Source organism: Burkholderia cepacia, from assembly GCF_029962485.1.
GTDB lineage: Bacteria > Pseudomonadota > Gammaproteobacteria > Burkholderiales > Burkholderiaceae > Burkholderia.
In genome coordinates this window covers 1,779,067-1,790,952 of record NZ_CP073637.1, presented here as the reverse complement: position 1 = coordinate 1,790,952, position 11,886 = coordinate 1,779,067, and the positions used below count along the sequence as shown (strand labels likewise).

Annotated in this window: 12 protein-coding genes; 3 read left to right on the top strand and 9 right to left on the bottom strand. The window is 69.5% G+C overall.

What is annotated here, in order from left to right:
• Positions 1-254 precede the first annotated feature (254 nt).
• On the top strand, positions 255-2,000 hold the full coding sequence (locus tag KEC55_RS08310) for a cyclic peptide export ABC transporter (protein ID WP_282504918.1): 1,746 nt from the start codon (positions 255-257) through the stop codon (positions 1,998-2,000).
• A gap of 128 nt (positions 2,001-2,128) precedes the next feature.
• Here the strand turns inward: KEC55_RS08310 and KEC55_RS08305 are convergent, their stop codons facing one another.
• The 7 genes from KEC55_RS08305 to KEC55_RS08275 form a co-directional block, all read right to left on the bottom strand.
• Positions 2,129-3,175, bottom strand: coding sequence for an ABC transporter substrate-binding protein (locus tag KEC55_RS08305; RefSeq protein WP_282504916.1), 1,047 nt, complete (start codon positions 3,173-3,175; stop codon positions 2,129-2,131).
• Positions 3,172-3,972: a siderophore-iron reductase FhuF gene (fhuF, locus tag KEC55_RS08300; RefSeq protein ID WP_282504915.1), complete on the bottom strand. Its 801-nt coding sequence runs from the start codon at positions 3,970-3,972 to the stop codon at positions 3,172-3,174. Before fhuF ends, KEC55_RS08305 begins: the two co-directional genes overlap by 4 nt.
• Positions 3,969-6,059: a Fe(3+)-hydroxamate ABC transporter permease FhuB gene (gene fhuB / locus KEC55_RS08295; protein ID WP_282504914.1), complete on the bottom strand. Its 2,091-nt coding sequence runs from the start codon at positions 6,057-6,059 to the stop codon at positions 3,969-3,971. Before fhuB ends, fhuF begins: the two co-directional genes overlap by 4 nt.
• Positions 6,056-6,904, bottom strand: a complete 849-nt coding sequence (locus KEC55_RS08290; RefSeq protein WP_282504913.1) for an ABC transporter ATP-binding protein — start codon at positions 6,902-6,904, stop codon at positions 6,056-6,058. The genes fhuB and KEC55_RS08290 overlap by 4 nt, the downstream gene beginning before the upstream one ends.
• Positions 6,904-7,911: a TauD/TfdA family dioxygenase gene (locus tag KEC55_RS08285; protein ID WP_282504911.1), complete on the bottom strand. Its 1,008-nt coding sequence runs from the start codon at positions 7,909-7,911 to the stop codon at positions 6,904-6,906. The genes KEC55_RS08290 and KEC55_RS08285 overlap by 1 nt, the downstream gene beginning before the upstream one ends.
• A gap of 45 nt (positions 7,912-7,956) precedes the next feature.
• Complete coding sequence (locus tag KEC55_RS08280) at positions 7,957-8,199, bottom strand: MbtH family protein (protein ID WP_039358664.1); 243 nt, start codon at positions 8,197-8,199, stop codon at positions 7,957-7,959.
• Positions 8,200-8,285: 86 nt separating this feature from the next.
• Entirely contained in the window at positions 8,286-8,954 is a 669-nt protein-coding gene (locus KEC55_RS08275; RefSeq protein ID WP_282504908.1) for an RNA polymerase factor sigma-70, read from the bottom strand.
• A gap of 325 nt (positions 8,955-9,279) precedes the next feature.
• Here KEC55_RS08275 and KEC55_RS08270 point away from each other — a divergent pair, with 325 nt between their 5' ends.
• Both KEC55_RS08270 and KEC55_RS08265 read left to right on the top strand, forming a co-directional pair.
• Positions 9,280-9,534 carry a hypothetical protein gene (locus KEC55_RS08270; RefSeq protein WP_282504907.1) on the top strand — a complete coding sequence of 85 codons (255 nt, stop codon included), beginning with the start codon at positions 9,280-9,282 and terminating at the stop codon, positions 9,532-9,534.
• Positions 9,535-9,582: 48 nt separating this feature from the next.
• On the top strand, positions 9,583-9,720 hold the full coding sequence (locus KEC55_RS08265) for an HHHH-motif protein (protein ID WP_176048069.1): 138 nt from the start codon (positions 9,583-9,585) through the stop codon (positions 9,718-9,720).
• Between the two features lie 82 nt (positions 9,721-9,802).
• On the opposite strand, the gene KEC55_RS08260 is transcribed toward KEC55_RS08265, so the two are convergent.
• Both KEC55_RS08260 and KEC55_RS08255 read right to left on the bottom strand, forming a co-directional pair.
• The gene (locus KEC55_RS08260; protein ID WP_282504906.1) at positions 9,803-11,188 is read right to left on the bottom strand and encodes an ATP-binding protein; all 1,386 of its coding nucleotides are present in this window, start codon (positions 11,186-11,188) and stop codon (positions 9,803-9,805) included.
• Complete coding sequence (locus tag KEC55_RS08255; protein ID WP_282504905.1) at positions 11,185-11,850, bottom strand: response regulator transcription factor; 666 nt, start codon at positions 11,848-11,850, stop codon at positions 11,185-11,187. The genes KEC55_RS08260 and KEC55_RS08255 overlap by 4 nt, the downstream gene beginning before the upstream one ends.
• Positions 11,851-11,886 lie beyond the last annotated feature (36 nt).

The following is an 11,886-nucleotide window of genomic DNA, read 5'->3' as shown; positions in this document are numbered from 1 at the left end:
CGGCCGCTTCGGCCAAGTCTCGGGGCCGCTTGGGGCGGCTTCACTGGTGTGACGAACGACGCGGCCGATTTTTTACCGTTTTGTGCGCAAAGTGCGTGCGGCCGCATTTTTTTGACGGTGCTGCTAAATATTTGCGCGGCCCGTTCGTCTATCAGGGAGGAAAGCCGCAACGGGGCCCCGCCTCGCCCGCTGCTTTCGCGTCAGATTTGCCGTTTCCGCGTTTTTTGCCTGCCTTCCCTTTACCGACGTTGCCGATGACAGCCGCCCACGAGCCTTCTTCCCCGCCGTCCCTCGACGCCTCCCCCGGCCGCCCCGCCGCGCGCCTGATCCTTGCACTGCTGCGCGAAAGCCGCGTGTCGCTCACGCTTGCGCTCACTGCATGCGTACTGAACGGGGTCGCGAGCGTGCTGCTCGTCGCGACGCTGAACCGCGCGCTGTCGCAGCCGGGCGCGGCCGATGCGTCGCTCGCGTGGCGCTTTGCACTGTGCGCGGTAATCGCGCTCGTCACGCGGATCGTGTCGGGTACGCTGTTCGCCCGCCTGTCGCAGGACACGATGGCGCGGTTGCGCGTGCATCTGGCGCGGCGCGTCGGCGCAGCCGAGCTGCGCGACATCGAACGGATCGGCGCGGCGCCCGTTCAGTCGGTGCTGACCGACGACGCGACCAACGTGTCGATGCTGTTCTTTGCGCTGCCGAACCTGGTCATGCACGGCTCGATCGTGTTCGGCTGCCTCGGCTATCTCGCGTGGCTGTCGTGGCCCGTGTGCCTGCTGGCGCTGGCCGCGATCATCGCCGGCTCGCTCGGCTACCACACCGGCGACCGCCGCGCGATCGCGTCGCTCGAGGCGGCCGGCCAGGCGCAGGACCGCCTGTTCGGCTATCTCGGCTCGCTGTTCTCCGGCGCGAAGGAGCTGAAGCTGCACGATGCGCGCGCCCGCCAGTTCGTCGACGGCCAGCTGGGCGCCGCGATCGGCGAAGTGCGCGACCACCGCCGCCGCGCGTTCAGCGCGTATGCGGTCGGGGTCGGCTGGATCATCTTCCTGTTCTACGTGTTCCTCGGCGTCGCGTCGTTCTGGCCGCAGCTCGGCGTGCATGCCGACCCGGCCGCGGCCGCCGGCTATGTCGTCGTGTTCCTGTTCATGCTCGTGCCGCTCGACGGCCTGTTGAACAACCTGCCGACCGTCAATGCCGCACGCGTGTCGCTCAAGCGGATCGAAGGCGTGATGGCCGAATTCGGCGCGCTGCGCACGGTGCCGCCCGCGGCCGATGCGCCCGACGTGCCGCCGGCCGGCGCCGTCACGCTGCGCGGCGTCACGCACGCGTACTTCCACGAACGCGACGAGCGGATGTTCAGCATCGGGCCGATCGACCTGACGATCAAGCCGGGCGAGCTCGTGTTCATCGTCGGCGGCAACGGCAGCGGCAAGACGACGCTCGCGAAGGTGCTGACGGGGCTCTACGAGCCGGAGGAAGGCACGATCGAGGTTGACGGCCGCATGATCGGCTGGCGCGAACGTGCCGCGTACCGGCAGCGCTTCAGCGCGGTATTCAACGATTTCCACCTGTTCGATGCGCTGCTCGGCATCGTCGACCCCGACGCTCCGTCCCGCGCACAGGCCGATGCCCGCGCGAATGCGCTCGTCGCGAAGCTCGCGCTCGACCACAAGGTGAAAGTGGTCGACGGCGCGTTCTCGACGCGCGCGCTGTCGACCGGGCAGCGCAAGCGGCTCGCGCTCGTCGTCGCCTATCTGGAAGACCGGCCGTTCTACCTGTTCGACGAATGGGCGGCCGACCAGGACCCGTCGTTCAAGGCCGTGTTCTACGAGCAGCTGCTGCCCGAGCTGCGCGCGCGCGGCAAGGCCGTGATCGTGATCACGCACGACGACCGCTACTTCGATCTCGCCGACCGGCTGCTGAAGCTCGACAACGGGCGCATCGTCAGCGACACGATGCCTGCACGCCTGCGTGCGCAGGATGGCGTCGATGCGCTGAGCGCTTAAGAAGCAGTCGAAAAAATCGCCGACGCGCTGCAATGGCAGTGCGTCGGCGATTTGCATTTCGGAAGGGAATATTGCCGATGCGTGGCGCTCCGATCACGCCGATCACGCCGATTGCGACACCCTGCCCGTCACGTCTTGCTCACGGCCGGCAGCTTCAGCATCGTGTCGGTCATCACGTCGGCCAGCTTCAGCGCCGACATCGGGCCACCGAACCCCCAGATATTGCGTTCGATCAGCGCGATCCGGTGTTCCTTCATCGCGGGGACGAAACGCCACACCGGCGAATCGAGTTTCGCGGACAGCGGCACGTCCAGCCCCGATGCGGTCACGAACATCACGGCCAGGTCGCGCTGCCGGAGCAGATCGGCCGACGTCACGTACAGCGTGCCTTCCCGCGTCGGCTTCTGCGGCCACGGATCGAGCCCGAGCGCACGTGCGAGGCCCGCCGACGTGCTGTTGCCGGTATAGGCCCAGTAACGATCGGGCAAGCCGAGATCCTGCAGCAGCGCGACGCGCTCGCCTTTTCTGCCCGCAGCCGCGAGCCGCGCCGCATTGCGCGCGATGCCCGCATCGAGTTGTGCATCGACCGCCTGCGCACGCGCATCGCGCCCCGTGACCGCACCGATCGTCCGGAAAATCTGCCGCATCCAGTCGAGCTGCGTGACGGGGATACCGCCGTCGGACACGTTCGGGCTGAACTGGAACAGGATCGTCGGCGCGATCCGGTCGAGCGCCTCGAAGATCGGCGCATGGCGGAAGCCGACGCCGATGATGAGATCGGGCTTGACCGCCGCGATCGCCTCGAGCCCCGGCTCCTGTCGCGAGCCGATGTCGGTCACGTGCGCGAGCCGCTCGCTCTGGTAGCCGAGCCAGCCCGGATAGAACGCCGTATCGGCCATCCCGACCGGCACGATGTCGAGCGCGATCACGCTCTCCGCGAACATGAAGTCGAGCGCGACCACGCGCTGCGGCCGCACGGGCATCGTCGCGCTTGCCTGCGACACGACGGGATTGCCGGTCAGCGACACGGCGCCCGGTGCACGCACGCCCTGCGCACGATGTGCATCGAGGGTCGCGGCAACCGCGCCGGACGATGCGCCGAGCGCACCGCAGCACGCGGCGCCGAGTGCCGCCGCAAGTGCGCCGAGCGCATGCCGGCGGCCGGCGTGCATCACCGGATCGCGTCCTGCTCGGCCAGCGCCGCGTCGTCCATCGTCAGTAGCAGGGGGCAGCTTCCACACAGTTGCGTTTCTCCAGGAATTTCATAGCGCAGGCAGCACACGCGACGCGCGCGAAACGGCGTCGGCAGCAGCGCCGAGCGCGGCACGGCGTCGCGCACGGGCATCCGCAGCGGATTCGGTTCGCCGCGTACGCAGGCCGAACCGAACAGCCAGTCCGCGTCGCGGACGGGATCGGCCGCGCACGGCACCGAACGATACGTGTCGAGCAGATAGTCGAGCAGATTGCCTGCGTTGCTCCACAGCACGCGCGGCGTGACGCGGCCCATCGCCGCGAGCAGGTCGATCACCGCGCCGAGATGCGCGATGAGCGGTGCATAGCGCGGCGCCGGATCGTCGCACGGCGCGCCGAGCGCGTCCGGCGCGAAATACAGCGCAGCAGGCATGCCGTCGTCGAGCGCGACGAACGTACGCTCCGGGTTCATGTCGAGCGGCCGGCCGAGCGTCAGCGCGGCAACGACACCCGCCGGCGCCGCTCGGCCGAAATAGTATTTGCTCCATTGCGACATCAGCGCGCGCGCATGCTGCGCGGGATCGCCGCCGTAGTGGTCGACCATCGCGCCGAGCACCGCGTCGCGATGCGCGGGCAATGCGCTGACGGGTACGACGATACGGCCCGGCGCGTGCGCATCGTCGGGCATGCCGAGCCAGACGACGTCGAGATGGTCGACGAACGGTTCCGGCGCGAACGCCGCAAAGCGCGTGGCGCGCGCGCCGTCGAGCGCCGGGGTCATCGCCCTGCGCGCCGCGCGCGGCGCCCCTCGAGAATCAGAAGGCCGAGCAGATACGGCGCGCCGATCAGCGCGGTCAGCACGCCCGCCGGCACTTCGCGCGGCGCAACGACCGTGCGCGCCGCGAGATCCGCGATACCAAGGATCAGCGCGCCGCACGCAGCCGCGAGCCACAGCCGCGTGCGATGCCGGCGCGCGCCGAGCATCGTCGCGACGTGCGGCGCCATCAGTCCGATAAAGCCGACCGGCCCGACTGCCGCGACGGCGGCACAGGCGGCGAGCGTCGCGATCGTCAGTGCGAGCGGCCGCAGCGCAGCCACCGGCAGGCCGAGCGCGGCCGCCTGGTCGTCGCCGAGCGCGAGCATGTCGAGCGGCTTCGCGAGCCATGCGAACACGGGCACCGCGAGCACGCACCACGGCAGCAGCATCGACACCTCGCCCCAGCTACGACCATAGGTACCGCCGACGAGCCACACGACGAAGCGCGCGGGCTGCACGCTTTCCTGCGTGATCAGCCACTGCGCGAGCGTGGTCCACAGCGCGCCGATCACGATGCCCGTCAGCGCGACCGCGAGCGGTGCATAGCGATGCCGGTGATTCAGCGCGAGCGTGATCGCGAGCGACAGGCCGCCCCCGATCAACGCGGCCGCCGCAAGCGTCACATGGCCCATCAGCGGCCACGTCGACAACGCGAACAGCGTGACGAGCCCCGCGCCCTGCGTGACGCCGAGCACTTCGGGGCCCGCGAGCGGATTGCGCACGACGCTTTGCATCGCGACGCCGCTGACGGCGAGCAGCGCACCCGCGAGCAGCGCGCACAGCAGGCGCGGCATGCGCAGGTCGATCAGCATCCGCGCGAGCGCGTCCTGGCCCGACAACGCGGCCGACCAGCGCGCGGGCGACAACCAGTCGGGGCCGGTCGACACGCCGACCCACACCACGAGTGCGCCGACCACGACGAACAGCGCCGTGCGTAGCGGCCAGCCGAGCCGTTCGAGCCAGCCGACGAGCCGCGTCGAACCGCCACCCGCCGCGCGTTCTGCATCCGCATGCAGCACGCCCGACCATGCGGCGCCGCGCCGGATCATCGCGAGCATCAGCGGTGTGCCGACCAGCGCGATCGCGACGCCCGTCGACAGCGTCGCGTCGAGGCCCGACGCGAGCACCGCGCTGTCGGTGACGAGCACGAGCGCGCCACCGGTGAGCGCCGACAACGGCACCAGCACGCCGAGCCGTGCCGCACGCGCCCCGCGTACCTGGCGCAGCAGGTTCGGCGCGACGAGGCCGACATACGACAGCGGGCCCGCGATGCTGACGGCCACACTGGTGAACGCAACCGCGACGATCGTCGCGGCGAGCCGCGTCGCGTCGACGCGCACGCCGGCCGCGGCCGCTGCGTCGTCGCCGAGCGTGAGCGGATTCAGCGGCCGGATCACGAACGGCAGCGCGATGAGCGGCACGACGAGCCAACGCGCGGCGAGCGCGAGGCCCGTTGCGCCAGGCTGGTACAGGCTGCCGTTGGTCCACAGCGCGGCGCCCGCGATGTTCTGTTCGAAGAACGCGAGCACGAGCGTCGACAGCGCGGCGAACAGCAGCATGCACACGCTGCCCGCGAGCACGAGCCGCAGCGGCGTCGCACGCCAGCCGCCGGCCGCGACGATCGCGCACGCGGCGGCGGCCAGCCCGCACACGAACAGCAGCGGCACCGTCGCGACGCCGGCCAGCGCCGGCACGAGCATCGCCGCGAGAAGGCCGAGCTGGGCGCCACCCGTCACGCCGAGCAAGTCGGGCGACGCGAGCGGATTGCGCGTGAGCGACTGGAACAGCGCGCCCGCGATGCCGAGGCAACCGCCTGCGACGAGCGCGGCCGCGACGCGCGGCAGGTTGAGGTCGAACAGGAACACGTGCGCAAGCGCCGCGGCATCGCTGCCGGGCACCGCGCTCCACCACACGCGCAGGTCGGGCGCGACGCGCAGCGCCGCGAGTATCGCGATCAGCGCGACGAGGCCAAACGCGATCGTGCCGGCCCGCCCCGTGGCCGCACCCTTCCCCGTCGCCGCGAGGCGCTTGCGCATCGCGAACGTGGTCATACGGCGAGATCCCGGTCGAAGACGCCGGCCGTCTGCGGCGCGCCGTCGGTTGTCGGGCCGTAGGCCGGCACGCACATCGGCGCGCCCGTCTGCGGATGCGCCAGCTTCAGCATCTCGACGCCGAACGCCGCGCGCAGCCGCGCCGGATCGAGCATCGCGTCGGGCGTGCCCTGCGCGACGAGACGGCCCGCGCGCATCAGCACGATTTCGTCGCTGTATGCAGCCGCCTGGTTCAGGTCGTGCAGCACCCACACGATCGTCAGCCCGCGCGTGCGGTTCAGCGTGCGCAGTGCGTCGAGGATGTCGAGCTGGTGATGAATGTCGAGATAGGTCGTCGGTTCGTCGAGCAACACGATCGGCGCCTGCTGCGCGAGCGCCATCGCGATCCACGCGCGCTGGCGCTCGCCACCCGACAGCGCGCCGACGTCGCGCTCCGCATCGTCGGCGAGGCCGCTCGTGCCGAGCGCCTCGTCGATCGCCGCATGGTCGACCCGCGACAGGCCGCGCAGGAAGCCGCCGTACGCATAGCGCCCGTAGGCGACGAGTTCGCGCACCGTCAGGCCCGATGGAATCTGGTTGAACTGCGCGAGCATCGTCAGCTCGCGCGCGAGCGCGCGACGGCGAAACGCCGCGAGCGGCTGCCCGTTCACTTCGACATGGCCGGCACGCGCGGGCTGCAGGCCCGCAAGCGTGCGCAGCAGCGTGCTCTTGCCGCAGCCGTTCGGTCCGCACAGCGCGGTTACGCGGCCGGCCGCGATCGACAGGTCCAGCCCGTCGATCACGACATGGTCGCGATATCCTACCGACAGCCCGCGCGCGGCAAGCGCGGCGGTACTACGCGTCATCAATCCTCCGTTCGGTCGCGCGGGACCGTATAACTCTGCGCCATCGCGACGACGACCTTGCGCGCCCCTTCGAACGGGTCGCGCGCATGCGCGGTCAGCATGTTGTCGAGCATCAGCACGTCGCCCGTGCGCCACGGAAACACGATGCGCTGCAGGTCGAGCACACCGCGGATCTCCGCGAGCGCGTCGGCCTCGAGCGGTTCGCCGTCGCCGTAGTACACGTTGCGCGGCACGTTCTCGAGCCCGACCGCGTCGACGAGCGCTTCCTGCATGTCGTCGTCGAGCGCCGACAGGTGAAACAGGTTCGCCTGGTTGAACCACACGCGGTCGCCGGTGCGCGGATGGCGTGCGACGGCCTGGCAGCGTTCGCGCGTGCGCAGCAGCAGCTCGCCGTCATCGTCGGTGCGCCATGCGCATTCGATGCCGCGCGCCGCGCACATCCGTTCGACCTCGGCCGGTTCGGCGGTGCCGAACGACTGCTGCCACGGCAGGTCGAGCCCCTGCCCGAAATTGCGCACGTACAGCAGCTCGCGTTTCTCGAAACGCGCGACGAGCGCCGGATCGAGCGCTCGATACACGGCGCGGCTGTCCGCGATCGGCGTCGCCCCGCCCTTCGGCGCGGCGAGCGCGCAGTGGAACCAGATCCGCAGCGGCCATTCGCGCGTGTACGACTGCTCGTTGTGCAGCGGAATCCCGCGGTGCGGCGGATATTCGGTCGACGTGTAGACGGCGCCCTCGACCTGGCTGCGCGGCGTCGACGCGTATTCATAGCCGATCAGCGGATCGCCGAACGATGCCGCGAACTGCTGGAACGCATCGATCGACGGCACGTGAAAGCCCGTGAACAGTACGCCGCCCGCGCGTTCGAGCGTGTCGGCCGCGATCTCGCGCGCCAGCGGCACGATGTCATCGATCGACAGGCTGTCGCTGCCGCGCGGCGACACGACGGTGGGCAGCCCCGGCTCGATACGCAGGTCGTCGAGCGTCGGCAACGAAAGCAGGGTCATGCAACGTCCTCTTCAGGTGGCGCGCCGCACACGCGGCGCAGCAGGTCACGATGCGCGCGACGCGCGCTCGCCGTCCATGGCGCGGCGCAGGCTCGCGGGGCGCATGTCGGTCCAGACTGTCTCGATGTGCGCGAGACAGTCCGCCTTCGGGCCGCTCACGCCGACCTCGCGCCAGCCGGCCGGCACGGGCCGGAACGTCGGCCAGATCGAGTACTGTTCTTCGTCGTTGATGACGACCGTGTAGACGAGATCGTCGGTGTCGGCGGAAGGCGTCGGGGCTTGCGTCATGATCGGAAATCGCTGAGACGGTTGAAGGAGGCGAAGCGGCGGTTTCGGCCGCTCCTGTCTGATAGACGATTGGCCGGCGCGTTTTTTTACCGCCGCCGCGCGCGGCCGCCCAGGAACACCGGGCACGCGACGCCACGCTGGCACGCGTCGAGGCATTCCGCGCAGTGACGCTCCGCGTCGCGCACCATGAAATGCACGAGCGTCTGCGACACGTTCAGCGCGCGCGCCGCGGTCTGCAGCGTTTCCTCGCGCAGCCGCACCATCTCGAAGGCCTCGCGGCTGCGCGCCGGCAGATCCTCGAGCGCGGCCCACACGCGCCGCAGCGTATCGCGCGTCATCAGCGCGGCTTCCGGTGTCGGCTCGGGCGACGGCACGTCGAAGCCGTCGTCCTCTTCCGTGTGATAGACGTTCTCGAGGCTTTGCCGGCGGCATGCGTCGATCGACGCATTGCGCACCATCCGCGTCACGTACGCGACCGGCTGGCGCACCGCGTCCTGGTTCGGGAATTCGACGAGCTTCACGAAGACGTCGTGCACGACGTCCTCGGCGCGGCTCGCGCAGCCGACGAAGCCGCGCGCGACATTGACGAGCATCGAACGATGCGAGATCAGCACGTCGAGCAGCGCACCCTGCGCGCGGGGCTCCGCGGCACGGTGCGCCCGTGGCGCGGCGCGCGGCGGCAGGTCCGGATAACTGCCGAGGAACGGGTTCGCCGCTGCTGCCGCCGGTCGGTCGAGCACTTCCGCCATGGCCATCGATCTGCTCCGTCAAATTCCGAGATAGCGCAATTTAACGTAAACGCAAATCATTCTCAATCACATTACCAGATGACCCTTTCAGTTGTCAGGATTTGTCTGAACAATTGCCGAAATCGTTGCCCGGGCGGATGGGACGCGCGTCGGTGGGCCTGGTACGCGGTCGTCGGCCAATCCGAATGGCGTGACCGGCTTGCGACACGTCGGCACGATCTTTCACTCGCCTGACGAAGCGCCTGCGCCTGTCATGTGCGGTAGCAACTTCTTACCACGTGAAATTTTGGGGGCTCGTACGATCGGGGTGCCGTTTCCAAGGGAGAAAACCATGAAATCCATCGTGTTGTCCGCCGTCATGGTTGGCGCGCTGTCGAGCGTGATGCTGACCGGGTGCGTTGCCTATCCAGCCGGCCCGGCTCAAGTCACGATCGGCTGGCATGGCGATCGTTACTGGGACGGGAATCGCTACTGGGAGCGCCGCGACTGGGAAGCGCAGCATCAGCGCGGATATGACGACCGTCGCGACGATCGCCGCGACGACCATCGGGACGACCGGCGCGACGATCAGCGGCCGCAGTGGTAAGACCCGCCCCCTTCCCGTGATTCACTTTTCAACGACCAGGACTTCAACATGAAAACGCTACTGAAATCGCTCGCCGTCGCGGCCGTTGCCGCCGCCGTGCTCGTGCCGGCCATCGCCGAGGCGCATCCGCACCGCGTGTGTCACTTCGACCATCACCATCACAAGATGTGCCGCTGGGTGCGTTGAGCGCCGCACCGCGGATACGGGAAAGCGCCGGCAAGCCGGCGCTTTTTTCGTTTTGGCGGCTGGAACGGCGCAGGCGCCCGCGCTAGCGCTGCCAGCGCTCCGGCGCCAGCCAGACCGGGAACGAGAGGATCACCGCGAGCCCGGCCCCGTCGATACCGGCCGCTACCTCGACCGCCCCGCCGTGAGATTCGGCGATGCGCGCGACCAGCGACAGGCCGATGCCGCTTCCCGGCTGCGCCGTACCGGGCACCCGGTAGAAGCGCTCGAAGATCCGTGCGCGTTCGTCGAGCGGCACGCCCGGTCCGTCGTCCGCGATATGCAACCTGACGCGTCCGCCGTCCGCATCGGCCGCACCGTCGCACGTGATCTCGACCCGGCCGCCCTCATGGCCATAACGCAGCGCGTTGTCGATCAGGTTGCGCACCGCAATCGCGATTTCGTCCAGATCGCCCCACACGCTCACCGGCTCGACCGCCACCCGCATCGTCTGCCGGCGCGCGCGGGCGGCCGCGTCGAAGTCGCTCGCGATCAGCGTCACGAGCCGCGCGAGGTCGACCGGCCCATGCTGCTCGGCGCGCGCCCCTGCATCGAGCCGCGCCAGTTCGAGCAATTGCTCGGACAGTCGCGCGCTGCGCTCGACCCCCGTGGCCAGCCGGCGCAGTGCGGCATCCTTGTCCGCCGGACTGTCCGCCCGCAGCGCCACTTCCGCCTGCGCCGACAACGCCGCCAGCGGAATGCGCAGTTCGTGCGCCGCATCGCCGATGAAACGGCGTTCGGTATCGACGGCTTGACTCAGCCGCGCGAGCAGGCGATTGAACGACTCGACGAGCGGCCGGAGTTCGCGCGGCAGCGTCATCAGCGGCAACGGCGAGAAATCGAATGCGGCTTTGTGCTGGATCGCCCGCTGAACGTCGCGCACCGGCCCGAACGACCAGCGGATCGCCCACCAGATCGCCACGCCCAGCATCGCGAGCATCACCGCCGTATTGAACAGGCCCAGTTGCAGCGCATTGTTCGCCTTCTCCTGCCAGGTCGTCGCCGGCCCGCCTGTTTGCACGTGAATCCGGCCGGCCGGATCCGCGAGCGAATAGACGCGCCAGGTCTCGTCGTGCGCGACGCCGCGCCCGGCGCTCACTCCGTATCCGTCCTGCATGTCGGCCTTGAGCGCCGGCCCCGGCGCATCCGCGCTGTGCATGACGTTGCGGCCATCGACCCAGATCTGGAACGCGACGTCGTATTTGCCGTACGCGGCTTTCGGCAGCACCGCCTGGGCACGCGCCTCGGGCAGGCGATCGATCGCATCGGGCAACGACAGCAGCAGCAGTTGCGCCGCGCCCTCGAGCATGCCGTCGCGCCAGCCGCGCTGTTCGCGCCACAAGCCGATACCGAGAAACGCGCCCCAGCCGGCCCAGAACACGACGACCGTCGCCATCACGGTGGCGAGCAGGCGCACACGCAGCGACCTCATGCCGTGCCCTCCCCGACGCGATAGCCGAAGCCGTGCACCGTCACGATCAGTTCGTCGCCGAGCTTGCGCCGGAGCTGATGGATGTACACCGCGATCGTGTTGCTTTCGATCGCGCCGTCATTGCCGTACACGCGCGCTTCAAGCTGCGTTCGCGTGACGATGCGCCCCTGCCGCTCCATCAGCGCGACCAGCGTCCGGTACTCGTGAATGCTGAGCGCAACGGGCTCGCCGGCGCGCGTGACTTCCTTGCGCGACGGATCGACGTGGATGTCGCGGTAGACGAGCCGCTCCGACACGCGGCCCTGGCTGCGGCGCGTCAGCGCGCGCAACCGCGCATAGAGTTCGTCGAGCTGGAACGGCTTCACGAGATAGTCGTCGGCGCCTGCATCGAGGCCGCGGATACGGTCGCTCAACTGATCGCGCGCCGTCACGATCAACACCGGGGTCGCGTCGTAGTTCGCACGCATCGCGGCGAGCAGCGTGAAGCCGGACGCGCCCGGCAACTGCAGGTCGAGCAGCACCGCGTCGTAGTCGTGACCGACGAGCGCGAGCCGTGCGGCCGGCACATCGGCCGACCAGTCCGCGCGCCAGCCGTTTTGCGCCAGGCCGGCGCGCACGGCGTCGGCCAGCATCACATCGTCTTCCACCAGCAGGATATGCATCGGTTTCGCTCCTCGAATGGCGAGGTCGCCAGCCTG

Bases quoted from the DNA above. Each gene is read 5' to 3' on its own strand.
- KEC55_RS08260 (WP_282504906.1), bottom strand. From the start codon at position 11,188: ATGAGGTCGCTGCGTGTGCGCCTGCTCGCCACCGTGATGGCGACGGTC.
- fhuF (WP_282504915.1), bottom strand. From the start codon at position 3,972: ATGACCCCGGCGCTCGACGGCGCGCGCGCCACGCGCTTTGCGGCGTTC.
- KEC55_RS08280 (WP_039358664.1), bottom strand. From the start codon at position 8,199: ATGACGCAAGCCCCGACGCCTTCCGCCGACACCGACGATCTCGTCTAC.
- KEC55_RS08275 (WP_282504908.1), bottom strand. From the start codon at position 8,954: ATGGCCATGGCGGAAGTGCTCGACCGACCGGCGGCAGCAGCGGCGAAC.
- KEC55_RS08310 (WP_282504918.1), top strand. From the start codon at position 255: ATGACAGCCGCCCACGAGCCTTCTTCCCCGCCGTCCCTCGACGCCTCC.
- KEC55_RS08255 (WP_282504905.1), bottom strand. From the start codon at position 11,850: ATGCATATCCTGCTGGTGGAAGACGATGTGATGCTGGCCGACGCCGTG.
- KEC55_RS08285 (WP_282504911.1), bottom strand. From the start codon at position 7,911: ATGACCCTGCTTTCGTTGCCGACGCTCGACGACCTGCGTATCGAGCCG.
- fhuB (WP_282504914.1), bottom strand. From the start codon at position 6,059: ATGACCACGTTCGCGATGCGCAAGCGCCTCGCGGCGACGGGGAAGGGT.
- KEC55_RS08265 (WP_176048069.1), top strand. From the start codon at position 9,583: ATGAAAACGCTACTGAAATCGCTCGCCGTCGCGGCCGTTGCCGCCGCC.
- KEC55_RS08290 (WP_282504913.1), bottom strand. From the start codon at position 6,904: ATGACGCGTAGTACCGCCGCGCTTGCCGCGCGCGGGCTGTCGGTAGGA.
- KEC55_RS08270 (WP_282504907.1), top strand. From the start codon at position 9,280: ATGAAATCCATCGTGTTGTCCGCCGTCATGGTTGGCGCGCTGTCGAGC.